Consider the following 26,031-nt stretch of genomic DNA (forward strand, 5'->3'; position numbering starts at 1 on the left):
CATTCAATTGTATAATCATTGCCATGAAACGTTTTTACGCTCAACAGATTTTGCGAACATACATTTGAATTTAGCATTGTTAAAAGTGGCTTCGAAGATTTCGAATGTGGTTCGGGCATCATTTGCTAAATATAGCTAGAGGTTAAAACATTGAGTCAACATCCTGTCATTCAAGAATTGTTCGATCGTCCCATCGAGAGAAAACTGTGGGTGGCACCTATGGCAGGGGTTACAGATCGCCCATTTCGTACACTTTGCAAATACTTTGGTGCAGGTCATGCGGTCAGTGAAATGATGACGGCAGATAAGACACTACGCATGAGTAAAAAGAGTCTTTATCGTGCCAATTTTGATGGTGAAATAGCGCCTATTTCTGCCCAAATTGCAGGGTCAGATCCAGCTGAACTGGCTGAAGCCGCTCGCTATCAAGTGGCAAATGGTGCGCAAATTGTCGACATTAATATGGGATGTCCGGCGAAGAAAGTCTGTAATAAGTTAGCAGGTTCAGCGCTGCTCAAAGATGAAGACTTAGTGGCTCGCATTTTAGATGCTGTGGTTGATGCAGTTGATGTGCCCGTGACCTTAAAAACCCGTTTGGGCTATCTCAATGGTCATGAAAACATTATGCGCGTTGCGAAACGTGCCGAAGAAGCTGGGATTGCTGCATTGGCGCTTCATGGTCGTACACGTGAAGATATGTATCTGAATACGGCGCGTTATAGCTTAATTAAAGATGTGAAATCGTTGATCAATATTCCTGTGATTGCCAATGGTGATATTGATACACCTGAAAAAGCCAAATATGTATTGGATTATACTGGTGCCGATGCAGTCATGATTGGTCGCGCAGCTCAAGGTCGCCCATGGATATTCCGTGAAATTGGACATTACCTGACGACAGGTGAGCATATGGCTGCGCCAAGTATTATGGAAGTTCGTGACGTATTGCTCGGACATTTGTCTGAATTATATGGTTTTTATGGTGAATATTCAGGTTGTCGAATTTCACGTAAACATATTGCTTGGTACACAAAGGGTTTACGCTCTAGTAATGAGTTCCGCCAAAATATGTATAAAGTTGAATCTACAGCAGATCAATATAAAGTCGTCGAAAACTATTTTAATCACTTACTCGATCATGGTCAGATCATGAGTGATGTTCAAGTTGATCAGGTCAATTTGCTTGAAACCAAATAACTTAAAGCCAATCGAAATGGATCTGTGCAATGTGATACAAAGTAAGTCGATTTAAGCTAGTTAGATTTATTTGAAATAGATTTAACTAACTTTATTCAAATGATCTAAAACAAATATTTAAATTGTGCATCGATGACAGCCTAAATTGCACATAAAAAGCCCTCAATGTTGAGGGCTTTTTATTAGGCATTCATGTTTAAATGATGCGTTGAGCGAGGTCTTAGTTAAAGCGCATTTCTAAAACCAATTGATTGATCAAGTCGGGTGCTTCCAATTCACGTATTTGAGAGACATTAGTTCCTGCCCAAAATGCACCATATTCATGTACGCCATGCTTGCTGGCTGCTGCATGTAATTGTTTGCCTAAATCATAGCTATATGGGTAAGCCGGAACGGTTGGGCGAGTCGGCGTATCAATATCTGTGTGCCAGTTATTGATAATGCCACGTGCAGGCCGGCCTGAAATACTTGATGTAATCTGCGTGATGGGCGCATCAAATAGTGCTTTGCGATAAGCCTCATTTGCATTTGATGTTTTGCATTGCACAAAAGCAGTGCCCAGTTGAACAGCATCTGCACCCAACTCCATAATTTGATAGGCTTGATGTCCATTCATAATGCCACCAGCCGCAACGACTGGACATTGAATATGGCGTTTCAAGAGCTGAACTAAGTCACGAGTCTTGACGCTGCTATCAAAGTTTTCATTGAAAATGCCACGGTGACCACCAGCTTCAATACCTTGAGCAATCACGATATCAATGCCTGCAGCTTCAATCAATTTGGCTTCTGCTAAGTTGGTTGCAGAAACTAGAGTCAAAATACCCGCTTGTTTTAAGGCCTGGATTTGATGTGGGTGCGGAATACCAAAATGAAAGCTTACCGCTTTAGGGCGCGTTTCCAGTACGAGGTTTAGAAACTGGTCATTGTCTTTAAAGCTTGGATAAATACAGTTCAGTGCTTCTGGAGCTTCTGCATTATATTGAGCAAAGCGTGATTTAAATTGCATGATCCATTTGGCAGCAACTTGTTCATCGAGTTCTACTGTATCATGACAAAAGAAATTCACCTGAAAAGGTTGGTCAGTAAGTTCTTGAGTTTGTAAAATTTGCTGACGTGCATTCTCAACACTGCTTGCACCTAAACCCAGTGAACCAAGTCCACCTTGATTTGACACTTCTGCAGCAAGCTCAGGTGTAGAAACACCTGCCATTGGGGCAAGAAATATAGGGTGTTTGATGCCAAGTTTTTCTAATAAAGTCATGTGCATACTCCAATCACTCTAATTACTTTGCCCAAGCGAGTGAAATTAAGCAAATAATATTCGTTATTTCATATCAAAATGGTCTTATGCTTACACGAAAGTTGTACTTGAAATTAAGCGACACCTCGTGTCGTAGTAATGATGTATGACCCGACTTTTGAGGTTGATCCTATTAAAATTAATGCTCTGATCATTTTAAGTTTTAAAACTCTCCTATGTCTGAACGTATCCGTGAAAAACTGCAAATTTTAGCCGATGCTGCCAAATATGATGTCTCATGTTCTTCGAGTGGTAGCAAGCGCCAAAATAAAGACAAAGGTCTGGGTAATACTGGAAACGGCATTTGCCATAGCTATACCGAAGATGGTCGCTGTGTTTCGTTATTAAAAATTCTATTTTCCAATGTCTGTATTTTTGACTGCGCATATTGTGTGTCCCGTCGAAGTAACGACGTAAAGCGCGCAGCATTTACGGTACAGGAAGTGGTCGATTTGACCATGAATTTTTATCGTCGGAACTATATTGAGGGGCTATTTTTAAGTTCGGGAATTTTTAAATCAGCAGATTACACCATGGAGCGCATGTTGCAAGTGGTGAAAAAGCTGCGTTTAGAAGAAAATTTCAATGGTTATATTCATCTGAAGACCATTCCGGGGGCATCTCAGGAAATCATTACCGAAGCAGGTTTATATGTCGACCGTATGAGTATTAATTTGGAAATGCCGACAGAAGATGGGTTAAAAAAATTTGCACCTGAAAAAAGCCATGTCGAAGTTCAAAAAGACTTAGGTATCGTCCGAGACCGTTTGATTCAATTTAAAGATGAACGAAAAATAATACGTACAGTGCCTAAGTTTGTACCCGCAGGACAAACGACGCAAATGGTGGTGGGCGCACATCAAGAGTCTGACCGTGATGTCATACTGATGGCAGACCGTCATTACAAAGAGTTTAAGCTTAAGCGTGTGTATTACTCAGGTTATATTCCAATTAATGAAGAGGAGCGTGCGCTGCCAGCTGTGGGTTCTGCGCCACCGTTATTACGAGAAAATCGGTTGTATCAAAGTGACTGGTTGATGCGTTTTTATGGGTTTGAAGCGACAGAGTTGGTCGATGAAGAGCATCCAAATTTAGAATTGGATATTGATCCAAAATTAGCGTGGGCACTGCGTCATCCAGAGCAATTTCCCGTGGATATCAGCCGTGCAGAATATCAGATGATCTTGCGAGTGCCGGGTATTGGTGTACGTTCTGCTAAAAAAATTGTTCAAGCACGACGTTTTGGGAAAATCCATATCGACCAATTAAAACGTATGGGTATTTCCTACAACAGAGCACAACATTTTATACGCTGTGAAGATTCTCCCAAATTTATTCGAGATCAACAGCCACATCAAATACGTCAGCAGATCTTGCAAAGTGGTCAGTCGAAATATACTCAGCAGATTTCACCTCAATTGAACTTAGGTTTTTAGGATACAGTCGTGAGTATTTATGTCTTTGATGGCACGATGACAGGATTACTAAGCTGCATTTTTCGGGCCTTTCAATTTAAGGAATTTGACGTACAGATTTGCACGGATGGGCAAGTACAGGCGGGTCTTTTCGCCGATGTCATTGATGTAGCAAGTCATGATGAACATGCACAGCGGGTATGGCAGGGTTTAAAACTCAAAGCATCTGATCGTGCGTTGAAACAGTTTTATTATGCATTTTTATCCGAGCAGCAGCAGGCTTTTCAGCATTGCTTTAATTTTGCAGTGTATGTGTTTCAGCAGCAGCGAGATGTATCAAAGAATTATGGTCATGCAGACGTATTGGGTCTGAGTCAATGGGCGAAGCAAGTGGGACGTGAAAAACATCGTATGGAAGCTTTTGTGCGTTTTAAAAAATGTCAGGATGGTTTGTTTATTAGTTTAGTCTCACCTGATTTTAATGTATTGCCTTTGATCGAGCGGCATTTTAAGGCACGCTATCAAGATCAACGTTGGCTAATTTACGATGAAAAACGTAACTATGGCATTTACTATGATCTACAGCAGGTGCATCAAGTGGATATGGATGCCACAACCATAGACGGGCAAATACTGTCAGGTCATAGTCAATCCTTCAATATCGAACTGGATGATGATGAAATTTTATATGATCAGCTTTGGAAAGATTATTTTAGAAGTGTCAATATTGAAGCTCGACGTAATATGAAATTACATGTGCAGTATGTGCCACGTCGTTATTGGCGTTATATGAATGAGAAAGCGATTTAAGTGTGAATCATCTAGTTGTTTTCGGGCATAATGATTGCGCTTTTGATTGTTTAAGTGAGACCTTGATGAAATTATTTCTTGTTACGACCGTTCTGACGGCAATGACGCTCACGGCGTGTTCTGCAAATGAACAAGAAAAGAAAACATTCAATCCGCAAAGTTATCAAGTTGCCGATACTACTGGATTACAACTACGCTTTGAACAATTAAATCAAACTCTAGCAAAAGATTTTAGCCAACTAAAAAAAGTAGAAAGTATGGCTTTTTCAGATCAATCCGCTTTAGATGTTCAGAACTTAAAAACTTTAAATCAGCATTTTGTTGCCAATACCGCTTTAAAAAGCTCCAAAATTGCCTATTGCGAAGTAATGAATCATTATTTTACCGAAATGTATCATCGTGGACATGTGAACTTGGCCTTGGTGAAAGATGTTAAACTGCCAAATGCCGCAAGCGAAGATTTGAGTCAGGTATTTGCAAATGCTGACCAATTTTATGATTTTATTATCAACCGCTATACCACATACAAACAGGCACAAGAAACCATGCAATATGGTTGTAATCTAAAAGGTGCACTGACAGATTAAAAAAAAGCCCCTCACTTGAGGGGCTTTTTATTTCACAGATATTAGCAGCCTGTTAATTTTTCAGGTTGTGGACGTTCGCCAGGGAAGAAGATTGGACGTAATTTGACGCCGATACCGTTCCCAATGAAGGCAAATACTAACCATAACCAGCCGTGTAAACTACCTGAAGCGATACCGCTGAAATATGCACCAATGTTACAGCCGTATGCTAAACGTGCGCCATAACCCAACATCAAACCACCGATCACAGCTGCTAGCAGTGAGCGTTTTGGGATATTAAAGTTCGGTGCAAATTTGCCTGCTAGGCTCGCTGCGAGTAAGGCACCGAGCATGATGCCGAAATTCATCATCGACGTAATATCAAACCATAATGATTCGGTCAGTGCTTTGGCATTTGCAGGTTGTTGCCAATATGCCCAAGATGCAACATCGATCCCCATGACACTTGCTGATTTTGCGGCCCAAACGGCTAAGGCAGAGGTTACGCCCCAAGGACGGCCTGCAAGTGCGAGTGTGGCAAAGTTCAGTAAAGTTAGGATAATTCCGCCCCAAACTAAAGGCCATGGACCACGTAGAAAACGTTTCCAACCGTGTTGCATGGCTTGCGGCTCGACCTCAAGCTGACCATGGCGTTTCTTTTCAAAGTAAACTGTTGCTGCGGCAATCAATATAAAGAGCACAAAGTTTAATGCCAGTGCAGGGACTACACCAAAGCTTTTGACTAAAGAAATCGGCTCAAAGTGGGGAAGGTCAAACCACCATTGAATATGTGAAGTTGCAATCAGTGAACCTGTACAGAAGAAGATCAGCGTTACAATCATGCGTGCACTACCTGCGCCCACAGTGTACAGGGTGCCTGATGCACAACCGCCGCCAAGTTGCATACCAATACCAAAAATAAAGGCACCGATCATCACGGACATTGAAACAGGATTAACGTTACCTTTGACTGGGTTGCCAAATAATTCACCCGCACCTAAAGCAGGGAAGAAGAGCAGTACAGCCAAAGCCAACATGATCATTTGTGCACGTAAGCCACGACCACGACGCTCTTTAATAAAGACACGCCAACTTGAGGTAAAACCAAAAGATGCGTGATAAAGCGTCATACCCAAAGCACCGCCAATTAAAAATAGCAATGCTTGGTTAACGCCTACAACCAGATAAGCACCAATGGTGCCTAAAATTAATAAAACAAAAGCCACCCAAATCGATATATTGGATCGATTGGCTGGCGCAGCAATAACAGACATGGAGAAAAAAGCTTAAAAAATGTATCTCTATTTTACGGTTTTTATATATTGTAAAAATGAATATTGTTGAAAAATCACACAATCATTACTGTATATAATTGATTTAACATATATGAAAAACTGATAAAGCGAGCGTTAAACTGGATTTACATTAAATAAAGAACCAATCCAGCTAGAAAATAGCATGGCTGCAATGCCCCACAGAGCAACACGTAGACTGCCTTTCAACATAGAAGTGCCTGCTGCATAACTGGCTAAGGCACCGAGGAGTGCTAGGGAAATCACGCCAACGGCCATAACAGTTTTTTCAATATGCATGTCAGCACTGATCAAGATCGCAACCATCGGAAATAGTGCACCAATTGAAAATGCTAAAGCCGATGATAGTGCTGCTTGAACGGGTTTTGCTGCGGTATTGTCATGGATTCCAATTTCATCTCGTGCATGGGCCTCTAGTGCATCATGGGCCGTCAATTGGACTGCAACTTCATGTGCTAGGTTCGGCTCTAACCCACGATTTACATAAATTTGAGTCAGCTCTTTAAGCTCCATATCTGGGTTACGTTGTAATTCTTTATGTTCCATGTGAAGATCTGCTTTTTCGACGTCTTCTTGAGATTTCACAGAGATATATTCACCCGCAGCCATAGATGTTGCACCAGAGATGAGTCCTGCAATACAGGTAATGAGTAAGGTATGGCTAGAAGCACCACTTGCTGCCATGCCCATAATTAAACTGGTGACGGAAATAATGCCATCATTTGCACCGAGTACAGATGCACGTAGCCAACCAGTACGTTCCATAAAATGTTTTTCGGTATGATGTGAATAAGACATTCTTTTCTCTAAATTTGTTATATATATGACGTCATAAGATTGACCTGACGTCAGTTAAATTTCAAGTTAAAAATGGATTGAAACAACACGCTGAGCAAAAGACAAATATAAAAAAAGCACCCGAAGGTGCTTTTTTTAAAGAATGCTTATTGTTGAGCTTTTTCTTTCACGTTTGCTGCACCTTGCTCAACAGCACCTGCTGTTGCAGCAGTCGCGTCTTTAGCTGCTTCTTTTGCATTGTGTGCAGCAGCTTCAGCATTTTCTGCTGCATTATCAGCTGCTGTCGCAGTTGCAGTTGCAGCATTATCTACAGCAGTAGCTGTCGCAGTTGCTGCTTCTGAAGTTGCATCAGCGATGTCATGGCCTGCTTGGTCAGCAGCGTTTTCTAGGTGTTCACCAGTTGTTGCACCTGTTTCTGGCGCTTTGTCTTTATTACAGCCAACAAGTGCAACAGTTGCAGCCAAACCTAAAGCAACAAGTAATTTATTCATTTTGATCTTTCCTTTTTTTGTTATGCCCGTAGCATGGGCTGAATTTATATTAGCTGAAAAAATATTCAAAAATCGATCAAAAATTGTTGATTTAGTGTAATTTTATCCAGCTTATTTTGTAGTTTAAAAGCCTTTATATCTACTTATAGCGTTAAGTGTTTTGAGTAAATAATTCTTCAATTGAGTTAACAAGTAGATAGATAAATTCACTGTCTTCATGGCGCCATAAATATATTTCTTCCCCCAATTGTGTATCGTCTATCGTATGCATCAATAAATAATCGCCATCACCGTTATGTGCAATGGCAATGCTGTTTTCAGGGAAGTCTTCAATTTTACTTATAGTTTGATGTTCTGCGGCTAGATGATTCGTTGTGCGTTTTATTCTTTTCACATCGCTGGTGTCCTGGAAGGGGAAGAGCCACCATGCTTCGATATCATCACCATCTTCAAATTCATCCGCACTAGAAAAGCTAATGCCGAATTCGCCACCATTTTCAATTTGCATTTTGGCTTTATATTTTTCTGGAAACTTAAATCCTAATTGTTCTTCAGTTGCAGTAATAAATTTTAAGTCTAATGGAAAGGGCATGATATTGTTCTTAAATTATTTTGGTGTTTTATGAATAAGCTAGGCGTAAATTTTAGTCAATATTTTTTACACTAGTTATTTTTATCCTAGATGTTTTAGTTATGGACATATGGGGCATAAAAAAGCCTGCAATTAATGCAGGCTTTTTTGAGAAATTAATCTATTAAGATTAAAGACCAGCAGATGCTTTAAGCGCTTCCACTTTGTCAGTTTTTTCCCATGTGAATGCGGTATCAGAACCTTCACGACCAAAGTGACCATACGCAGCAGTTTGTTGGTACATCGGTTGGATCAAGTTCAACATACGAGTAATACCGTATGGACGTAAGTCAAAGTGTTCACGTACAAGTGCAATAATCAAATCTTCAGATACTTTTGCAGTATTGAATGTGTTGATCGAGATAGATGTTGGTTCTGCAACACCAATCGCATAAGACACTTGAATTTCACATTTGTCAGCTAGACCAGCAGCCACAATGTTTTTAGCAACATAACGACCTGCATAAGCAGCAGAACGGTCAACTTTTGATGGATCTTTACCAGAGAACGCACCACCACCGTGACGAGCCATACCACCGTAAGTATCTACAATGATTTTACGGCCTGTTAAACCACAGTCACCTACAGGGCCGCCAATCACGAACATACCTGTTGGGTTGATATGGAATTTAGTGTCTGCATGGAACATTTCAGCAGGAATCACTTTTTTCACAATTTCTTCAATTACCGCTTCTTTCAATTGAGCTTGAGTAATTTTTGGATCGTGCTGAGTTGAAAGTACAACTGCGTCTAAGCGAACTGGCATGCCATTTTCATAAGCAAATGTTACTTGGCTTTTTGCATCAGGACGTAACCAAGCAAGTTTACCTTGTTTACGTAGTTCAGCTTGTTTTTCCATTAAGCGATGCGCATATGAAATAGGTGCTGGCATAAGCACATCAGTTTCACGGCTTGCATAACCAAACATTAAACCTTGGTCGCCCGCACCTTGATCTTCTGGTTTTTGACGGTCAACACCCTGAGCAATTTCAGGTGATTGCTTACCGATCATGTTGATCACGGCACAAGTTGAACCATCAAAGCCAAGATCTGAATGGTGGTATCCGATACCATTTACGGTATTACGAACAATCGCTTCAAAGTCAACATTTGCAGTTGTTGTGATTTCACCGGCAAGTACAACCGCACCCGTTTTTACAAGCGTTTCACAAGCAACCCGTGCATATGGGTCTTCTTTTAAGATTGCATCCAAAATAGCATCACTGATTTGGTCAGCCATTTTATCCGGATGGCCTTCGCTTACAGATTCCGAGGTAAATACAGCGTACTCGCGCATAAGTCCTATCACAGTTAAATTTAAAGACGCAATATGTTACATCGAGAATGCGTTTAGGACTAGCTCAACATGACCAAATTGGATGAAATTAATTCATTTCAATGACTTTTTAATTGATATATGCATCTAAAAAATTGATATGAGCTATGGATTTCTCAATTTAATTTTTTATGATGAGATAAAACAGAGATATTGGGCTTTGGCACAAGCAACAATGTGATTAGGCGTTCAATTGCCTAAATTGTTTTTTTAAGTGAATCAATTATAAGAATAAATCAAATCCATATCCTGAGATTTATCATTGATGAACGTCATGAACTGTCAGAATATGACTGTAAACGACAATTATTCGTTTAATTTAAAAAATCAAACACAATAAGTACGGGCTTTTGAGACTTGGTATGCAAATTGCCTATTTGTCATTACGTTGAATGGGGGAAACGTAATGAAACAGTCTGGTTTTACACTCATTGAAATTATGATCGTTGTGGCAATCATCGGTATTTTGGCTGCAATTGCTACTGTATCTTACAATGGCTATGTTGCTCGGGCGCAAGTGGCTGAAGTATTAACAATGATTTCACCCTATAAATTAAAACTGATTGAAAATTATTCAGCGGAACAAAGCTGTGTAGATTTGAATACAGCGCTAAATGAAAGTATCAGTACCAAGTATATTGCGAGTAGTGAAATTACTGATGTGGCAGGAACGTGTTCAGTGGTTTTTACGTTTAAATCAACAGATGTCAATTTTGCTCTTCGCTCAAAGCAGATCTATTTTAGTATTCCAGATGGTTTAAATGGTGCTTGGAATTGTCAATCGGATGATATTTCGCAGCGAAATTTACCTGCTACATGTCGTGGTATCTAAAGTGCCGTATGTACGGTCTTGAACATACTGGATAAGTACTGATTTCATAAGGATGAGTACGACGTTTGAGTTACCCAAACCGTAGTGGGTGTATTTTATATGAAATCAAATTTCAAATGGTCATTTATCTGGACAAGCTTTGGCTGCTATTTATATTCACATTTTCCATTCGATGTATTGGACTTTTATCAGTTATAAAGCATTTGCTTTCTTTACAAAACTCTAAATATGCATTGCGCTGTCATTGATTCGCCATATAAAAGCGTCACTGTATACAAAATAAACGACATGCATAGGCTTGAAATTGAGCAATAAGCGCCCAAAATACAGGTGGTGCAGGAATAATTAGCGAAAATTTGCCCCTGAGGCTTTACCCATTCCGCTTTTTTTAAGACAATATGCTCATCTTTGAATTCTTATTCATCTTACTCTTTTAAACCATTTGTTTGGACTCTGACCTATGACAACCCCGCTTAACGAACGTCGTATTGCAAACGCAATTCGTGTATTGGCAATGGATGCTGTGCAAAAAGCAAATTCAGGACATCCAGGTGCTCCAATGGGGATGGCAGATATTGCTGATGTGGTATGGCGTGAATTCCTCAACCACAACCCTGCAAACCCACAATGGGCAAACCGTGACCGTTTCGTATTGTCAAACGGCCATGGCTCTATGTTGCAATATGCGCTATTGCACTTAACAGGTTATGACCTGTCTATTGAAGATTTAAAATCTTTCCGTCAATTGCATTCTAAAACTCCAGGTCACCCAGAATTGGGCTATGCACCGGGTATCGAAACAACTACGGGTCCATTGGGTCAAGGTATTGCAAACGCTGTAGGTTTTGCACTTGCTGAAAAAACTTTAGCGGCTCAATTCAACAAAGAAGACATCACAGTTGTAGATCACAACACTTACTGTTTCTTAGGTGATGGCTGTTTAATGGAAGGTGTTTCTCACGAAGCATGTTCATTGGCTGGTACTTTGGGTCTAGGTAAATTGGTTGTTTACTACGATGACAACGGCATCTCAATTGACGGTGAAGTGGAAGGTTGGTTCTCTGACGACACAGAACAGCGTTTCTTGGCATACGGTTGGCAAGTGCTTAAAGTTGATGGTCATGATGCAGACGCAATCCGCGCAGCAACTGTTGAAGCAAAAGCTGAAACTACCAAACCAACTTTAATTATCTGTAAAACCATTATTGGTTTAGGTTCGCCAAACAAACAAGGTAAAGAAGATTGCCACGGTGCGCCGCTTGGTAATGATGAAATCGCTTTAACTCGTGAAGCTTTGGGCTGGACAGAAGGTCCATTCGAAATTCCTGCTGATGTATATGCAGCTTGGGATGCAAAAGCGAAAGGTACTACTTCTGAATCTGCTTGGAACGACACATTTGCGGCTTATGCTGCTAAATATCCAACAGAAGCGGCTGAACTCAAACGTCGTCTTTCTGGTGAATTACCTGCTGACTTCGCTGTAAAAGCGGATGCTTATATTGCAGAAGTAAATGCAAAAGCTGAAACAATCGCTACTCGTAAAGCGAGCCAAAATGCCATTCAAGCATTTGCACCACAGCTTCCAGAAATTCTAGGTGGTTCTGCTGACCTTGCAGGTTCTAACCTGACTTTATGGAAAGGCGCAGAAGGCGTTGAATCTAACCCAGCGGGTAACTACGTTCATTACGGTGTACGTGAATTCGGTATGACTGCAATTGCGAACGGTGTAGCGCTGCATGGCGGTTTCGTTCCTTATGTAGCAACATTCCTGATGTTCATGGAATATGCGCGTAATGCAGTACGTATGTCTGCATTGATGAAACAGCGTGTAATTCATGTGTATACCCATGACTCAATTGGTCTAGGTGAAGATGGTCCTACACACCAACCTGTAGAGCAAATTGCATCTTTACGCGGAACACCAAACCTAAACACTTGGCGTCCATGTGACACTGTAGAAGCGTCTATTTCTTGGAAATCTGCATTGTTACGTAGCGAAGGCCCTACAGCGTTAATCTTCTCTCGTCAAAACTTGCCATTCCAAACTCGTACAGCAGATCAAATTGCTGACGTTGCGAAAGGCGGTTATGTACTTGCAAAAGAAAAAGGCGAATTGAAAGCAATCATCATTGCGACTGGTTCAGAAGTTTCATTGGCAATGGATGCTTACGCACAGCTTGAAGGCGTACGTGTTGTTTCTATGCCATGTGCTGAAGAATTCGTAAAACAAGACGCTGCTTACCGTGAAGCGGTTCTTCCTGCTGCGATCCGTGCGCGTGTTGCTGTTGAAGCTGCGCATGTGGACTACTGGTGGAAATTTGTTGGTCTTGATGGTCGTGTAATCGGTATGACGACTTACGGTGAATCTGCTCCAGCAAAAGACTTGTATCAACACTTTGGTATTACTGCTGATGCTGTTGTTGCTGCTGTGAAAGAAATTACCGCTTAATCTGTAAAGATTAACCGTAATAAAGACGCCCCAGAGAAGGGGCGTTTTTTATTGCAGAGATTAAATTTATTTTAAATTGTGAAATAACGATTTGTAACGAATGAATTAAAGCATTGGTTTAAAATTAATTCATTCATGCAGTATTCAGCCACGGGTGCAATGTTGCCCCAAGTGAGGAAACGATGAGCCTTTATGATCAGATAAATGATGAAATTGTACTGATGGATGCTGGTGAACAGAAATGGATTGGCACAGACTTAGAGCTTGAAGCCATGGTTGCAGTAGAGTTGATGTTGCAAGATTTGCAAGAAGACAAAGTGATTAAGATTCGCCGTAAGAACCATGAAAAGCATACAGGTTTAAAGCAGGTAGATCGGATCTTGGTTGAAAAGCTATAAGCTGAATGGTTAAAAAGTCCGAATCTTCGGGCTTTTTATTTGCCTATCGTATTTATAAAACAGATAAGAAAACGTTCTTTCAAGACTCATCATGTTTAAAAAGAGCGCATAAAATACAGTGTTTTCAACACAAAAAGCTTTATTTCAGTTATAAAAATCCAGTGATCATTTAAAAAAGCCATTGAACGTGCAAATACAAATTAAAAATTTAACTGAAATTTCAAAAAGCCAATGGCAGCCGCTCTGGGAGCTGTATTTAGAATTTTATAAAAGTCAGGTGGCGGATGCAGTGACCGAGCGAACATGGCAAAGGTTACATGCTGCTGAGTGCGAACATATGTATGGCTTTGCAGCCGTAATTGAACATCAAGTGGTTGGGATCGTGCATGTCATAGAACATGAGAGCTGCTGGACATTGCAGCCTTATGCCTATTTGCAAGATTTATATACGCTTGAAGAATATCGCGGGCAGGGTATTGGCAAGGCGCTGATCGCGAAAGTGAAAGAATATTGTGATCAGCGGCAGTGTGACCGTGTGTATTGGCTTACGCATCAGGACAATGAAACTGCGCAAAAGCTGTATGATCAAATCGCGAGAAAAACCGGATTTATCCAATACCGCTGTCATTAACTCAATGTAAAAAGCTATTCCAAATCAACAGCAGCTTTTGCGCATCTCAGTATTAAGCTGAAACTTTAAAGTTTTTAGCTGAGTCAGCATCTTGCTGAATGATCCATTCTCCACCTACGCGGAATGATGATGCAGAGGCATAGGTATCTTCCATAAATTGGAAAAAGCTGATTAAACCGTTTTGAACTTTGGCTTTAATTGAAAAAGGCGAGGTGAAAGTATTTTTTGCATAGACTGAGGTGTAGGTGAATTGACCAAATACAGCTACAGTTTCATCTTCAGCGATCATATCGGTGATTTGAAAGTCGTCGATATTCCAGTAGGTCCCGACGTTGGCAAAGGTATAAATATAGATGGCTCTGCCTGTGCCAGACCCAGCCCACGGCTCAATTTGTTTCAGTTCTGGGTTGCTGAAGTTTAGGGAAACATACGCCGCATCTTCTGCAACCAACAGCTGAGTTGCATTTTCGACGAGTTCTTTTGAAGTATTCATAAGAAATGCCAAAACGACATCTTTGGGAGTTTTTTGTGTTTAAGGCTTTTTCAATAGCCAGCGATTGTTCTGTCATTTTTGGGTACTCAGATTTTTATGATGTCTAAAAATCTTAAGTGGATTTGTTTAGAAAACCTACGACTCAGATAGGTTGATGTTTCCTAAATTTAGGATAAATAACTCATGGATCAATTAAATTATTAATTATTTGAAATATATGGGAAATTTAATAATTGAGAGTGGTTGTAGATGCTGCTACAGATTTTACAAAACTATCGTTCTAAACATGCAACAAAACGTTTTATCTTTAAAGCTGTAATACGGCTAAAAACCTATAGACTTAATGGTATTCGAAAGTGAGATAAAAACATGAACTTTAAAGCATTAACAATCGGTTTGGCGGTAGCATCAGTTACAACAATTTCTATGGCAAAACCTGTTGCCTATCAAATTGATCCTACTCATACAGCAACAGTATTTACTTGGAATCATTTTGGTTTCTCAACGCCTTCTGCAAACTTTAGTGACATTCAAGGGACAATTAATGTCGATCATGCAAAACCTGCAAATTCGTCTGTGAACGTGACGATTCCATTATCAAGCTTAAATACCAATGTCAAAGCATTAGATGATCATTTAAAAACAGCTGATTTCTTTGATGCTGAAAAGTATCCAAATATCACGTTTAAAAGTACAAAAGTTCAAGCGATCAGCAAAACTAAATACAAAATCACGGGTGATTTAACAGTTAAAAATGTGACTAAACCAGTGGTATTGGACGCTGTATTGAACAAGCAAGCCGTTCACCCAATGACTAAGGCGGAAACGATTGGTTTCAATGCAACGACTTCTTTTGATCGTTCAGCATTTGGTGTCGGTGCATATGTACCGAATGTAGGCGACAAAATTACGGTAAATATTACGACTGAAGCGGCTGTGTCTACAGCAAAGGCAGCAGCGAAATAAGATTTAGCTCCCTCAGCTAAGTTAGGAAAGCACCCATTTGGGTGCTTTTTTATGTTTGGCAGATATTTAATTGGTGCTTGATCAATCGCGATTGATCAGTAACAGGCAGCCAAAACTGATAAAAATTCCACCGGTAATTGCGTCAATTTTTTTACTAAATTTTTGATAGTAAAGGGTCATTTTAGGCGCTGAGAATAAGACCGCAACCAATGCAAACCAAATCAAACTTTCAATAAAGACTAAAGCCAATAAAGAGCTTTGATCAAAAATACTGACCTTTGCACTGATCCCAATAGAAAATACACTACTGAAATAAACCAATGCTTTAGGATTGGCCATATTGGTCAAGAAACCTTGGAATAACAGCGTCAAAGGCGATTTTTTCTGTACTGCTTGCTCGGTTGGCTTTGTACGCGTACCTAGATCTTTACTCCACGCAGACTTTAATAACTGAGTGCCTAAATATAAAAGATATAGGCCACCCAAAATCATGAGGCATTGTTGTAACCAAGCCATTTTTTGAAATAGAAAATGTAAGCCACTTATTGCACAAATTGACCAAACTAAAATACTGAGTGATATACCTAATGCGGCAAATAATGCATGTGATCTGGATTGTCGAATGGCACTTTGAGTGACGAAAAAGAAGTCTGGGCCTGGGCTGATGAGAGCAAAAAAGTGGATGAGCGCAATACTGAGTAAGGGAGTCATTCTAATGGCTTATACGTTTTGAAGTGCAACTGTTATAAGCCATTTAGCTTTAAATTAATAGCTATTTTAAAGCTCAAGCTGTTGTAAAAATTGTTGCAAAATCATGGGAGCAACACGTTCTAAATGAGGTGTATGTTGTTGGCTTTCCATGCGCAAATTTGGGATGTTAATTTGTGCTTTATGCAGTTCACATGTATGCCCAATTAGCCATTTTTCCATGGCCTGTGTTTCTGCTTCAATATGAAACTGTAGAGCTAGAATATTGGGCCCATAGCTAAACGCTTGATTTGGATAAATTGCTGAGCTGGCGAGTAACTGTGCATTTACAGGTAAATCAAAGGTATCACCATGCCAATGCAGTACAGGCACTTGATCTAATGGCGCTAATATATTGTGAGTAATAGCATGAAGTTCTAAGTTGCTCCAACCGATTTCTTTGCTATGACCTGCATAAACTTTCGCTCCCAATGCATGCGCAATTAGCTGAGCACCTAAGCAAATGCCTAAAGTCGGTAAATTACTCTCTAAACGTACTTTAAGTAAGTCTATTTCTTTTTGTAGGAAAGGGTAGTCATTAGTTTCATAAACTCCGATCGGGCCGCCCAAAATGATGGTAAGCCCTGTATGTTGCATAGCTTTACTCAGGTCATCGACACCAGCTTCGAAGTATCTCACCCGATAACCCAGTTGGTAAAATACATCTTCCAATGAACCCAAATCTTCAAATGCAAGGTGTTGAATGACATAGATGGTTTCGTTTAATGCAGTACTCATAGGGATTTTTCAGGATTAAGATTTCAAAATAGAATGTAGCTTGAATTCTCTGAGAATAAAAAGGAAAACTGTAAATTTTTCACAATTACGAAAAGAGATAAATATAGAAGTTGGTTGAAGCGGATTGTTTTTTCTTTGAGTGATTATGTTCGACGATAGAACTTAGCATTTAAAACTTTGGTGCTGTGAATTAAGGGATCCCGCAAGGCTTTATTGGTAAAATTTATGAGAAAAAGTGCATGAAATTTTGATAAAGCTTTGGTTTAGTATAAAAAAAAGATGAAAAACCAATGGAAAAGCGTTTAGAGATGCGTATGATGAAATCTTCGACAAACAACAGTTCATTTTTCTTTTAATATCATCACATAATTAGATAACTGATTTTAAAAGTAAAAAAATATAAGCCAGGGAACTTGTATGCAGTCAAAACATAATCGAGATGCCAGTCTCTTGCATGCGATACATAAAATTTTATTAAAGGAATGGGACCCGTTAGGGATTCGCCGTATTCCTGCTTTACGTGATGAGTATGATGATTATTTGCCCAATATTTTTAAATTAATTCAAGAGGATTCAAGTGAATCAGAAATTTTTGAATATTTATGGTGGGTTGAGCAAAAAGTCTTAGAGAAAAAAGGACAGAAGGAACATACCCTAAAAATTGCGAAAATGCTGAAGGCAATTGAGCGCTAGTTTGCGGTCGTGTACGCATAAAAAACCGATACATATCCGTATCGGTTTTTTATATTGAATCTCTTAGAAGTCTATTAGAAACGGTTTAGAATTTCTTTTCTAAGGTAAACATAAAGCTTGGAATTGCTTCATTGATACGAGATTGGTATAGCGCGCCAGAACTTTGTTCTTTTAACACTTCTTTATAATCTGAGCTGAGGATATTACGTGCATTCACCGATGCAGACCAATTTTGATCAAAGCGTTTAGTAAAACTCACATCCATGTTAACACGTTCATTGCTGGTGCGATTGTACGGTTCGTTACTCAGTGCACGTGTATATTCAGGGGTGTAATTGAGGTTCACACTTGTTGCAATACGCCACGGTTGATAGTTATAAGATAAACCTGCACTAGCGGTATAAGGTGCAACATCGCTTGCCAAACGATCAGAGCCGTCAGCTTCTTCAATCTTTGCACGTACAGTTGAAAGCTGAGCATTCAACATAAATGAATGGCCATTCTCCGTTTGCTTCAGTGCATAACGTCCAGCAATTTCTACACCATAAGTAGTTGCACTGTCTTGGTTATATGGGCGTTCGACAAAACGGCAATCGGTATTTCCTGTTTCGCAACGACCGCCTGTAGCATTTTCTAACAGGATCGATTTTTCGATATAGTCATTAATTTTTCGATAATAAGCAGTGATATTTACGCCGCCAGCAGGGGTGTTATAGCCTATGGTTGTTTCGTAAGCATTGATGGTTTCAGGTCGTAAGTCAGGATTACCCCCACGGTCAGGGTTGTTTAGTGTCCCTGCATCACTATCTGTAGAAGCTGAAACAGTCGGCATCAATTGATTACTACGTGGGTTTTTAAAAGCCTGACTCAAATTGGTTTGGAGTGACCATTGGTCATTAAAGTCAAAACGGTGCGCTAATACTGGACTCAAATGCTGATCTTGATAATCCACTAAACCTGAACGATCAATCCACTCTTGGCGTACACCTAGAGTTAAGGTTTGGCGCGGCGTATATTTCCAACTTCCTTCAACATAAGCAGCATATAATTGTTCATCTAAGGTCTCTGCAATATTGCTTTCAAGTTCATTGCTACGTAGATCAGTACCAAATTTTATTTGGCGTTTTGAGTTGAACTTGCGCACACCGTCGTAGCCTAAACCATATTCATTAATTTGTTCATCAATATACGATTGAGAATCTCTGAATTCGGTCAATTCTGTTTCATTTTGCTGTTCGATTGATAAGCGAATTTTGTCAGAATTACCTTGGTCTTTATGCTCATATCGTGTGTTGAGTCGAATGCTGTCATTTTTATCTTTTTGGACTTGGGTGCCACTTGTGCCTTCGCTTTCATTGTTGCGATAAAACATTTCAGCGACCAATTTTTGTTGATCATCAAGTTGATATTCAACACGTGGGGTGAGCATTTGCGACGTACGATTGGTGATGCGTTTTTGAGTTTTCGTTCCTGTTGCATCTTGTGTACGGGTGAGCGTATCTGAGTCATTCCACATTTGGCTCCCAGATAAACTATAGATCCAAGGGTCTGAACGACCATCAATTTGAAAGTTTAAATTGGTGCGTTCTTCTTCACGTGTATTTGACTTCGTCAGACCATAACCAGCACGTACAGATCCACTCAAACGCGTGCCATTCAGTGGTTCTTTTAAAATAATATTGATGACTGCGGAAGAAGCAACCGAGCCTTGAGCGACACTCGGTTGTTTGGTGATTTCAAGGCGTTCGATCATTTCCGGTGTAATGCTATCAACAACTGACATGCCACCACGAGGACCACCTTGTACAGGTTCACCATTGATTAAGAACACGGGTGCACCACCACCACGGAAACGCATGCCGCCAGCACCTGCACCACCACGTGGACCACCGCCAGCACCGGGGAGTTGAAATCCTGCAGCACGACGCAGCGCATCATTGATTGACTGATCGCCAAATTTCAACATTTCATCACGGCTTATAATAGTTTTTGCGACAGCACTGATATCTGGGTCTTTGGGCTTAGTGCTTGCTGTTGGAACTTCAAATGTTAAAGCTTCCATTTGCTGAACTGCTGCAGATTCTTGCGGATTTTGAACAGTATCTGCGGCCCAAATTGATGTTGAGATCGTAAGTAATGCGTAACTTAAGCTGGTCAGTTTGAGTGTGGTGTGCGCGCCGTGCATTATTTGGTTGTCCAAATGTAATTTTGGCAAAGAATAACGGAAAATTATGGAGAAAAATTGAGGAAAATAGCCGAGATGAACATTTCGTTAGATTATTTTTAACAGGTAGACGAAAGGTCATATTGCAATAGGGAAGTTTAAATGGTTGGAAGATAATTCAGGCCTATTAACGTCGCTACAATATAATAAATAACTGAGGTGACGCAGTTACTTTAGAAGTGAGCTTTGCATCAAATAAAAAAAGATATGCGGTAATATCATGCGCAATTGTTTGAGACAGGACGTCTTCTAATCAAAAATGTTTTTGCGATACGTTGAATCATTTGACGGTAGTGAACGCGTTTTGTTGGTGAGGTGCATTGCACCGCAAGATGCTTTCCTTGTGAAGCTTCGAATCTCATTTTGCCGAATGAGAAACAACGTTTCGTAAGCGGACCTCCAGCCGAAGGCTAATCCCTGTATTCAATCCCTCAATGTAAGACTTCGTCGAATAGACTTAAATATTATTTTAAAAATGCGAAATGGCTTTTATGTGCATAACATGAGTAAATACATCTAAAAATAAGCCGTTGAAGAAAAATTTAGACATAAAAAAACCCTCATCTTTCGATGAGGGTTTTTCGTATTCTGGAGCGGGAAAGGAGACTCGAACTCCCGACCCCAACCTTGGCAAGGTTATGCTCTACCAACTGAGCTATTCCCGCAATGAGGTGAATTATAGAGAATTTCACACAACTGTCAACTCTCTATGCTTCTTTTTGCTTAATTAATCAGCACGGCGCCAAATAGTGCCTTGACGAGTATCTTCAAGAACAACCCCTTGATCTAACAAAGATTGACGAATTTCATCTGCTTTGGCAAATTCTTTGGCCTTTTTCGCATCTTTACGTTGTTGAATTAAATCTTCAATTTGCTCTTCAGAGAGACCTAGTGCTTCTTGACCAATATCTGATTTTAAAAATTCATCAACATTGTGCTGAACCAAACCTAAAATATTGGTCAAGTGACGCAATGTCGAATAATACACAGCCGCTTGTTCAGCATTTTCATCTTTTACGGCACGGTTCAATTCTTTGTTGACTTCAAACAATACCGCAATTGCTTCTGCGGTGTTGAAATCATCACGCATAGCGGCATTAAAGCGCTCAACTAAAGCATCATCCAAAGTTTCTACGGTTTTTTCACCATAGACTTGCTGATAAGCTTTAAATGAATGATAGAAACGGGAAAGGGTATTTTTCGCTTCTTTTAAAGCAGTGTCAGAGAAGTTTACTGGGCTACGGTAATGTGATGACACAATAAAGAAGCGAATCACTTCAGGGTGGAATTTATCCATCACATCACGAATAGTGAAGAAGTTACCTAAAGACTTCGACATTTTTTCGCCATCGACATTAATAAAGCCGACATGCATCCAGTAATTAACATACTGTTCGCCAGTAGATGCCTCAGATTGCGCAATTTCATTTTCATGATGCGGGAAAGTTAAGTCTGAACCGCCACCATGAATATCAAAATGGTTGCCTAAGCAGCAGGTCGACATCGCTGAACATTCAATATGCCAGCCCGGACGGCCATTACCCCAAGGTGAAGCCCAAGAAGGTTCATTTTCTTTGGCATGTTTCCAAAGCACGAAGTCAAAAGGATGTTTCTTTTCTACTTCTACATCAACGCGTTCAGAAGCACCAGCCTGCATATCGTCAAGTTTACGACCCGAAAGACGACCATATTTGGCAAACTTTTCAACTTCAAAATAAACATCGCCATTTGCAGATGGGTAGGCTGTACCTTTGTTAACCAAGCTACCAATCATATTCTGCATTTGATCGATATAGTCTGTTGCACGTGGTGCTTCATCAGGTGCTGCACAACCTAAATTGGCAGCATCTTCGTTCATGGCCTTGATAAAGCGATCGGTTAAAGCAGTAATGCTTTCGCCATTTTCATAGGCACGGGCAATGATCTTATCGTCAATATCGGTAATATTGCGAACGTATTTAACGTTCCAGCCCTGACTGCGCAGGAAACGGATAATGTAGTCGAATGCAACCATAACTCGAGCATGACCAATATGACAGTAGTCATACACGGTCATTCCACAGACATACATGTCGATATGTCCTTCTTTACGAGGTACGAATTCTACTTTTTTACGTTGCTCTGAGTTATATAGAACAAAAGGTTGCATAGCTCTTCAAATTGTTTCTACCAAAAGATGGCTCATCTTAACCTAAGCATTTTTTTTCATAAAGTTAAAACCCAAAAAAGCAGATATTTTTTAATGATTGATGTCTTTGCGTTGCTAAAAATAGCGTAGAAGGCTCATTGGGTTCGGGCTGAATCTAATTCGAATACTGAATTTGATTTATCTGTCCGTAAGATAAAAATGAAGAAATGCATCTTTTCTGCATAATTCATGAATTCTTATACATTTGGAAACGTGCTATTTGCATAGATATGATAAAATTGTGAAAATTTTTTATTTTGAAAGTGAGAGCGCACCTCTCACGGCTTAAGGTATAACAACTTTGAATCCACCAAATATGCCGAATCAAGTCGATTTTCAGAAAGTCGCATTAGAAACTTTGCGTATTGAAGAGCATGCTTTACAAGTATTAGCGACGCAAATAGATGATCGTTTTAGCCAAGCCTGCGAAATCATTTTACAGTGCAAAGGGCGTTTAGTGATTACTGGTATGGGCAAATCGGGGCATATCGGTCGTAAAATGGCCGCTACGTTTGCCTCGACAGGTACGCCATCTTTCTTCATGCATCCGGGTGAAGCTGGGCATGGTGATTTGGGCATGTTGGTTAAAGGAGATGTGCTCATTGCAATTTCAAACTCAGGTAAGAGTGATGAAATTATGATGCTCATGCCATTAATCAAACATTTGGGCATTCCTCTAATTACCATGAGTGGCGACAATAAAGGCCCAATGCCACAAAATGCCGATGTCGCATTGACCTTGGGTAATATTCAAGAAGCATGCCCTTTGGGTCTAGCGCCGACCTCAAGTACCACTGCAACATTAGCCTTAGGTGATGCCCTTGCAGTTGCATTATTGGATGCACGTGGTTTTACCTCAGATGATTTTGCACGTTCTCATCCTGCTGGAGCGTTGGGTAAGCGTTTGTTATTGCATGTAAAACATCTCATGCATACAGGTGAAGACTTACCCAAAGTGTCGCCAGAGACACCTATGAATAAAGTTCTGTATGAAATTTCAAATAAACGTTTGGGACTCACCACGATTGTCGATGAAAACGATACCTTATTGGGTATCTTTACCGACGGTGACTTACGTCGTTTGATTGATAAACAGCAAGGCTTTGATGTGAATATGAAAGTCTTAGAAGTGATGATTAAAAATCCTTTGACGATTTCACAAGAAGAACGAGCGGTACATGCTTTAGAACGCATGAACGATAAGAAAATTACACAATTTGTAGTTGTTGATGATGCCAATAAAGTGATTGGGATTATCAGCATGCATGATCTGATTCAGGCTGGGGTAAATTAAGAAAATGGCATCGTATGTATTGCTAGAACAAGCGCGTCACATAGAAGCACTGGTACTGGATGTAGATGGAATCTTAAGTGATGGATTTGTAACGTTGACCAATAGCGGCGATGAAATCAAATCTTTTGATATTCGAGATGGCTTAGGCATGAAGTTGGTGCAAAAAGCGGGTATCAAAGTCATCATTATTACTGGCCGTAAAAGTAATATTGTTGAAAAACGCATGTCTGACTTAGGTGTGGACTTGGTTTTTCAAGGTCGTGAAGATAAAGGAGTTGCCTTGACTGAAGCCTGCGCACAGTTTGGTATTGATCCTTCAGATTGCCTATATATGGGCGATGATTGGCCCGATCTTTCAGCCTTTGCTATTGCAGGGATGAAAGTGACCGTACCGAATGGACATTTAGAAGTACGTCGCCGTGCAGATCTTGTTACTCAGGCGATGGGTGGACGTGGTGCTGTTCGTGAAATCTGCGATATGCTTTTAGTGTCTAAAGGTGTATACCAGGAACTACTTGAAAAATATGCAAGTGCACCTTATTAATAAATTGATGCAGTCATTGGATTGAATCTCCGCTTATGGATACTAAAGTTTTATACGTGACAGCTGTGGTCATTGCTGCAGTAAGCGGTGGTTTTTACTATTTCGGTGGAAAGGGTAATAAGCTTCAGGCGGACTCTTCGAAAAGTATGACTTACTCAGCTGAAAACATTAACCTGACGCAGACTGATGAGCAGGGAAAATTGCATATTCGTGCGCAAGTCGATCGACTTGAGCAGGATTTGCAAAAGCAAACGTCTCATTTGGTCAATCTGAAAGCATCGACCTATCAAGATGGTGCTGTCGATGCCACGTTCTTTGCCAAACAAGCCAATGGTATGGATGATAACCAAAAAGTCGTACTGAGTGACAATGTGGTTGCAACGAAATTGATGCGTGAAGGGCAAATGGAGTTTCGTACTGAGGAACTGACTGCTTTTCCAAAAAAGCGTGAAATAGAAACGGACAAGACTGTAACGGTGATTTCACCACAAGCCGAATTTGTCAGCCAAGGTTTAAAAGCAAATTTAAACGACGGTCAATACGAATTTTTTAATATTCGAGGAAAGTATGAACCATAATTTTAATCGAAAAACTGCAAAAACTTTCCTAAAACGTACAGCGCTACTCGGTTCACTGGCGTTATGTTCAGTTGCAGCTTTTGCTTTGCCTTCAGACCGTAATCAACCGATTTCACTGGTTGCTGATCGTGCAACATTTAATGAAAAGACCGGGATTACGACGTATACCGGTAATGTCATCATTGAACAGGGTTCGATGAAGCTTCAGGCAAACTCAATCGTTGCGAACTTAAACAGCAAAAAAGAGATCAGTACGATTACAGCAACGGGTGGGCCAGCACATTTCCAACAAAAAACTGACCCTGCCAAAGGCTTTGCAAAAGGTCAAGCGCAAAAGATCGTCTACAATGCTGAAACGGGTATTATCACCATGACGGGCGGTGCTTTGTTGCAACAAGATGGTGCGAGTATTCGTGGTAATAGCCTGAAATACAGTATGAATAAAGGCGATATCGTTGCTGAAGGTACACCAAACAAATCTGGATCTTCTTCAGGTCGTGTTCAAATCGTGATTCCACCGTCAAGCACTAAGTCCTTCCCAGGAGCACGTGATTAATGGAGCAAACCTCGCAAATTCAAACTTTATGTATTAAGCATTTAGCCAAAAACTACAGTAAGCGTTGGGTGGTAAAGGACGTGTCCTTTAGCATGCAAAGTGGTCAAATTGTGGGTTTACTTGGTCCAAATGGTGCAGGTAAAACCACAAGTTTCTATATGGTTGTTGGTCTAGTGCGTATGGATAAAGGTGAGATTCATTTAGATGATCTTGATTTGTCTGACTTGGCAATGCATGAGCGCGCACGTAAAGGTATTGGTTATCTACCTCAAGAAGCATCTATTTTTAGAAAATTAACGATTTCTGAAAATATCATGTCTATTCTAGAAACTCGTAAAGATCTGAATAAGCAACAGCGTCAGCAACGTCTAACAGAATTGCTTGCTGACTTTAAAATCACACACATCAAAGATTCTCTTGGTATGAGTGTGTCGGGTGGTGAGCGTCGTCGTGCGGAAATCGCGCGTGCGTTAGCGGCAGACCCTAAATTTATGTTGCTAGATGAACCTTTTGCAGGGGTCGATCCTATTTCAGTGGGTGATATCAAAGACATTATCCGAACATTGAAAGATCGCGGTATTGGTGTATTAATTACCGACCATAATGTGCGAGAAACTCTAGCGATTTGTGAGCATGCCTATATCGTGAGCGAAGGTTCAGTGATTGCAGAAGGTACTCCAGAAGAAGTCCTTGCGGATGAAACTGTACGTAAAGTTTATCTTGGTGATGATTTTACCGTTTAATTGAATAAAATAAGAAATTGCCCGTTGAATGGCGCTAGTTTGGTTCAGCGGGTTTATCTTATTGTCGGAAATGACAAAAACTGAGTAATTAATCTAA

Annotated in this window: 26 protein-coding genes, 1 tRNA gene and 1 pseudogene; 16 read left to right on the forward strand and 12 right to left on the reverse strand. The window is 40.2% G+C overall.

Annotated elements, in window-relative coordinates:
- Positions 1-219: 219 nt before the first annotated feature.
- Positions 220-1,197: a tRNA dihydrouridine synthase DusB gene (gene dusB / locus MST17_RS07055; protein WP_249679974.1), complete on the forward strand. Its 978-nt coding sequence runs from the start codon at positions 220-222 to the stop codon at positions 1,195-1,197.
- A 220-nt stretch (positions 1,198-1,417) separates the two neighbouring features.
- Here dusB and MST17_RS07060 read toward each other — a convergent pair whose 3' ends face one another.
- Entirely contained in the window at positions 1,418-2,461 is a 1,044-nt protein-coding gene (locus MST17_RS07060; RefSeq protein ID WP_180027046.1) for a nitronate monooxygenase family protein, read from the reverse strand.
- A gap of 215 nt (positions 2,462-2,676) precedes the next feature.
- Between MST17_RS07060 and MST17_RS07065 the strand changes: the two genes are divergently transcribed.
- From MST17_RS07065 to MST17_RS07075, 3 genes are all read left to right on the forward strand, one after another.
- A complete protein-coding gene (locus tag MST17_RS07065; protein WP_180027047.1) occupies positions 2,677-3,936 on the forward strand; it encodes a putative DNA modification/repair radical SAM protein in 1,260 nt (419 codons plus the stop codon).
- A gap of 9 nt (positions 3,937-3,945) precedes the next feature.
- Entirely contained in the window at positions 3,946-4,725 is a 780-nt protein-coding gene (locus MST17_RS07070) for a TIGR03915 family putative DNA repair protein (protein ID WP_180007739.1), read from the forward strand.
- A 65-nt stretch (positions 4,726-4,790) separates the two neighbouring features.
- Complete coding sequence (locus tag MST17_RS07075; protein ID WP_180027048.1) at positions 4,791-5,312, forward strand: hypothetical protein; 522 nt, start codon at positions 4,791-4,793, stop codon at positions 5,310-5,312.
- A 41-nt stretch (positions 5,313-5,353) separates the two neighbouring features.
- Here MST17_RS07075 and MST17_RS07080 read toward each other — a convergent pair whose 3' ends face one another.
- From MST17_RS07080 to metK, 5 genes are all read right to left on the reverse strand, one after another.
- Positions 5,354-6,565 (reverse strand): YeeE/YedE family protein, encoded by a 1,212-nt coding sequence (locus tag MST17_RS07080; protein ID WP_180027049.1) that lies wholly within the window; start codon positions 6,563-6,565, stop codon positions 5,354-5,356.
- A gap of 135 nt (positions 6,566-6,700) precedes the next feature.
- Positions 6,701-7,402: a VIT family protein gene (locus MST17_RS07085; RefSeq protein WP_180027050.1), complete on the reverse strand. Its 702-nt coding sequence runs from the start codon at positions 7,400-7,402 to the stop codon at positions 6,701-6,703.
- A 146-nt stretch (positions 7,403-7,548) separates the two neighbouring features.
- Positions 7,549-7,893 (reverse strand): hypothetical protein, encoded by a 345-nt coding sequence (locus tag MST17_RS07090; RefSeq protein WP_078188782.1) that lies wholly within the window; start codon positions 7,891-7,893, stop codon positions 7,549-7,551.
- A 151-nt stretch (positions 7,894-8,044) separates the two neighbouring features.
- Positions 8,045-8,485: an SMI1/KNR4 family protein gene (locus tag MST17_RS07095; RefSeq protein ID WP_180007743.1), complete on the reverse strand. Its 441-nt coding sequence runs from the start codon at positions 8,483-8,485 to the stop codon at positions 8,045-8,047.
- A 169-nt stretch (positions 8,486-8,654) separates the two neighbouring features.
- Positions 8,655-9,821, reverse strand: a complete 1,167-nt coding sequence (metK, locus tag MST17_RS07100; protein ID WP_078188779.1) for a methionine adenosyltransferase — start codon at positions 9,819-9,821, stop codon at positions 8,655-8,657.
- A 445-nt stretch (positions 9,822-10,266) separates the two neighbouring features.
- On the opposite strand from metK, the pseudogene MST17_RS17195 reads away from it, so the two are divergent.
- The 5 genes and pseudogenes from MST17_RS17195 to MST17_RS07125 form a co-directional block, all read left to right on the forward strand.
- A pseudogene (locus tag MST17_RS17195) lies at positions 10,267-10,363 on the forward strand (prepilin-type N-terminal cleavage/methylation domain-containing protein); the annotation flags it as partial.
- Between the two features lie 32 nt (positions 10,364-10,395).
- Entirely contained in the window at positions 10,396-10,692 is a 297-nt protein-coding gene (locus tag MST17_RS07110; protein ID WP_252725787.1) for a pilin, read from the forward strand.
- 460 nt (positions 10,693-11,152) lie between these two features.
- The gene (gene tkt, locus MST17_RS07115; protein ID WP_180027051.1) at positions 11,153-13,141 is read left to right on the forward strand and encodes a transketolase; all 1,989 of its coding nucleotides are present in this window, start codon (positions 11,153-11,155) and stop codon (positions 13,139-13,141) included.
- A 182-nt stretch (positions 13,142-13,323) separates the two neighbouring features.
- Positions 13,324-13,539, forward strand: coding sequence for a hypothetical protein (locus MST17_RS07120; protein WP_078188774.1), 216 nt, complete (start codon positions 13,324-13,326; stop codon positions 13,537-13,539).
- Positions 13,540-13,726: 187 nt separating this feature from the next.
- Positions 13,727-14,170 (forward strand): N-acetyltransferase, encoded by a 444-nt coding sequence (locus tag MST17_RS07125; protein ID WP_227591806.1) that lies wholly within the window; start codon positions 13,727-13,729, stop codon positions 14,168-14,170.
- 52 nt (positions 14,171-14,222) lie between these two features.
- Here the strand turns inward: MST17_RS07125 and MST17_RS07130 are convergent, their stop codons facing one another.
- Entirely contained in the window at positions 14,223-14,663 is a 441-nt protein-coding gene (locus MST17_RS07130) for a hypothetical protein (protein WP_257223249.1), read from the reverse strand.
- A 369-nt stretch (positions 14,664-15,032) separates the two neighbouring features.
- Here MST17_RS07130 and MST17_RS07135 point away from each other — a divergent pair, with 369 nt between their 5' ends.
- Complete coding sequence (locus MST17_RS07135; RefSeq protein WP_180003836.1) at positions 15,033-15,629, forward strand: YceI family protein; 597 nt, start codon at positions 15,033-15,035, stop codon at positions 15,627-15,629.
- An 81-nt stretch (positions 15,630-15,710) separates the two neighbouring features.
- Here MST17_RS07135 and MST17_RS07140 read toward each other — a convergent pair whose 3' ends face one another.
- Both MST17_RS07140 and MST17_RS07145 read right to left on the reverse strand, forming a co-directional pair.
- Positions 15,711-16,340, reverse strand: coding sequence for a LysE family transporter (locus MST17_RS07140; RefSeq protein WP_180027052.1), 630 nt, complete (start codon positions 16,338-16,340; stop codon positions 15,711-15,713).
- Between the two features lie 66 nt (positions 16,341-16,406).
- Positions 16,407-17,114, reverse strand: a complete 708-nt coding sequence (locus MST17_RS07145; protein WP_180027053.1) for a glutamine amidotransferase — start codon at positions 17,112-17,114, stop codon at positions 16,407-16,409.
- A gap of 417 nt (positions 17,115-17,531) precedes the next feature.
- On the opposite strand from MST17_RS07145, the gene MST17_RS07150 reads away from it, so the two are divergent.
- Complete coding sequence (locus tag MST17_RS07150; protein WP_078193570.1) at positions 17,532-17,807, forward strand: hypothetical protein; 276 nt, start codon at positions 17,532-17,534, stop codon at positions 17,805-17,807.
- Positions 17,808-17,892: 85 nt separating this feature from the next.
- Here the strand turns inward: MST17_RS07150 and MST17_RS07155 are convergent, their stop codons facing one another.
- From MST17_RS07155 to cysS, 3 genes are all read right to left on the reverse strand, one after another.
- Positions 17,893-19,992: a TonB-dependent siderophore receptor gene (locus tag MST17_RS07155; RefSeq protein WP_180027054.1), complete on the reverse strand. Its 2,100-nt coding sequence runs from the start codon at positions 19,990-19,992 to the stop codon at positions 17,893-17,895.
- 628 nt (positions 19,993-20,620) lie between these two features.
- A tRNA-Gly gene (locus tag MST17_RS07160) sits at positions 20,621-20,696 on the reverse strand.
- Between the two features lie 62 nt (positions 20,697-20,758).
- Positions 20,759-22,180 (reverse strand): cysteine--tRNA ligase, encoded by a 1,422-nt coding sequence (gene cysS, locus MST17_RS07165; RefSeq protein WP_180007748.1) that lies wholly within the window; start codon positions 22,178-22,180, stop codon positions 20,759-20,761.
- A gap of 355 nt (positions 22,181-22,535) precedes the next feature.
- Here cysS and MST17_RS07170 point away from each other — a divergent pair, with 355 nt between their 5' ends.
- The 5 genes from MST17_RS07170 to lptB are packed head-to-tail and all read left to right on the forward strand — an operon-like array spanning position 22,536 to position 25,934.
- Entirely contained in the window at positions 22,536-23,513 is a 978-nt protein-coding gene (locus MST17_RS07170; RefSeq protein WP_180027059.1) for an SIS domain-containing protein, read from the forward strand.
- A 4-nt stretch (positions 23,514-23,517) separates the two neighbouring features.
- On the forward strand, positions 23,518-24,057 hold the full coding sequence (locus MST17_RS07175) for an HAD family hydrolase (protein ID WP_078188762.1): 540 nt from the start codon (positions 23,518-23,520) through the stop codon (positions 24,055-24,057).
- 35 nt (positions 24,058-24,092) lie between these two features.
- Complete coding sequence (lptC, locus tag MST17_RS07180; RefSeq protein WP_180027055.1) at positions 24,093-24,635, forward strand: LPS export ABC transporter periplasmic protein LptC; 543 nt, start codon at positions 24,093-24,095, stop codon at positions 24,633-24,635.
- On the forward strand, positions 24,625-25,191 hold the full coding sequence (gene lptA / locus MST17_RS07185; protein ID WP_168377635.1) for a lipopolysaccharide transport periplasmic protein LptA: 567 nt from the start codon (positions 24,625-24,627) through the stop codon (positions 25,189-25,191). Before lptC ends, lptA begins: the two co-directional genes overlap by 11 nt.
- Entirely contained in the window at positions 25,191-25,934 is a 744-nt protein-coding gene (lptB, locus tag MST17_RS07190) for an LPS export ABC transporter ATP-binding protein (RefSeq protein ID WP_180027056.1), read from the forward strand. The genes lptA and lptB overlap by 1 nt, the downstream gene beginning before the upstream one ends.
- The last annotated feature ends 97 nt before the right edge of the window (positions 25,935-26,031 follow it).

Origin of the sequence: Acinetobacter sp. YH16056_T (assembly GCF_024605895.1) — a bacterium.
GTDB lineage: Bacteria > Pseudomonadota > Gammaproteobacteria > Pseudomonadales > Moraxellaceae > Acinetobacter > Acinetobacter amyesii.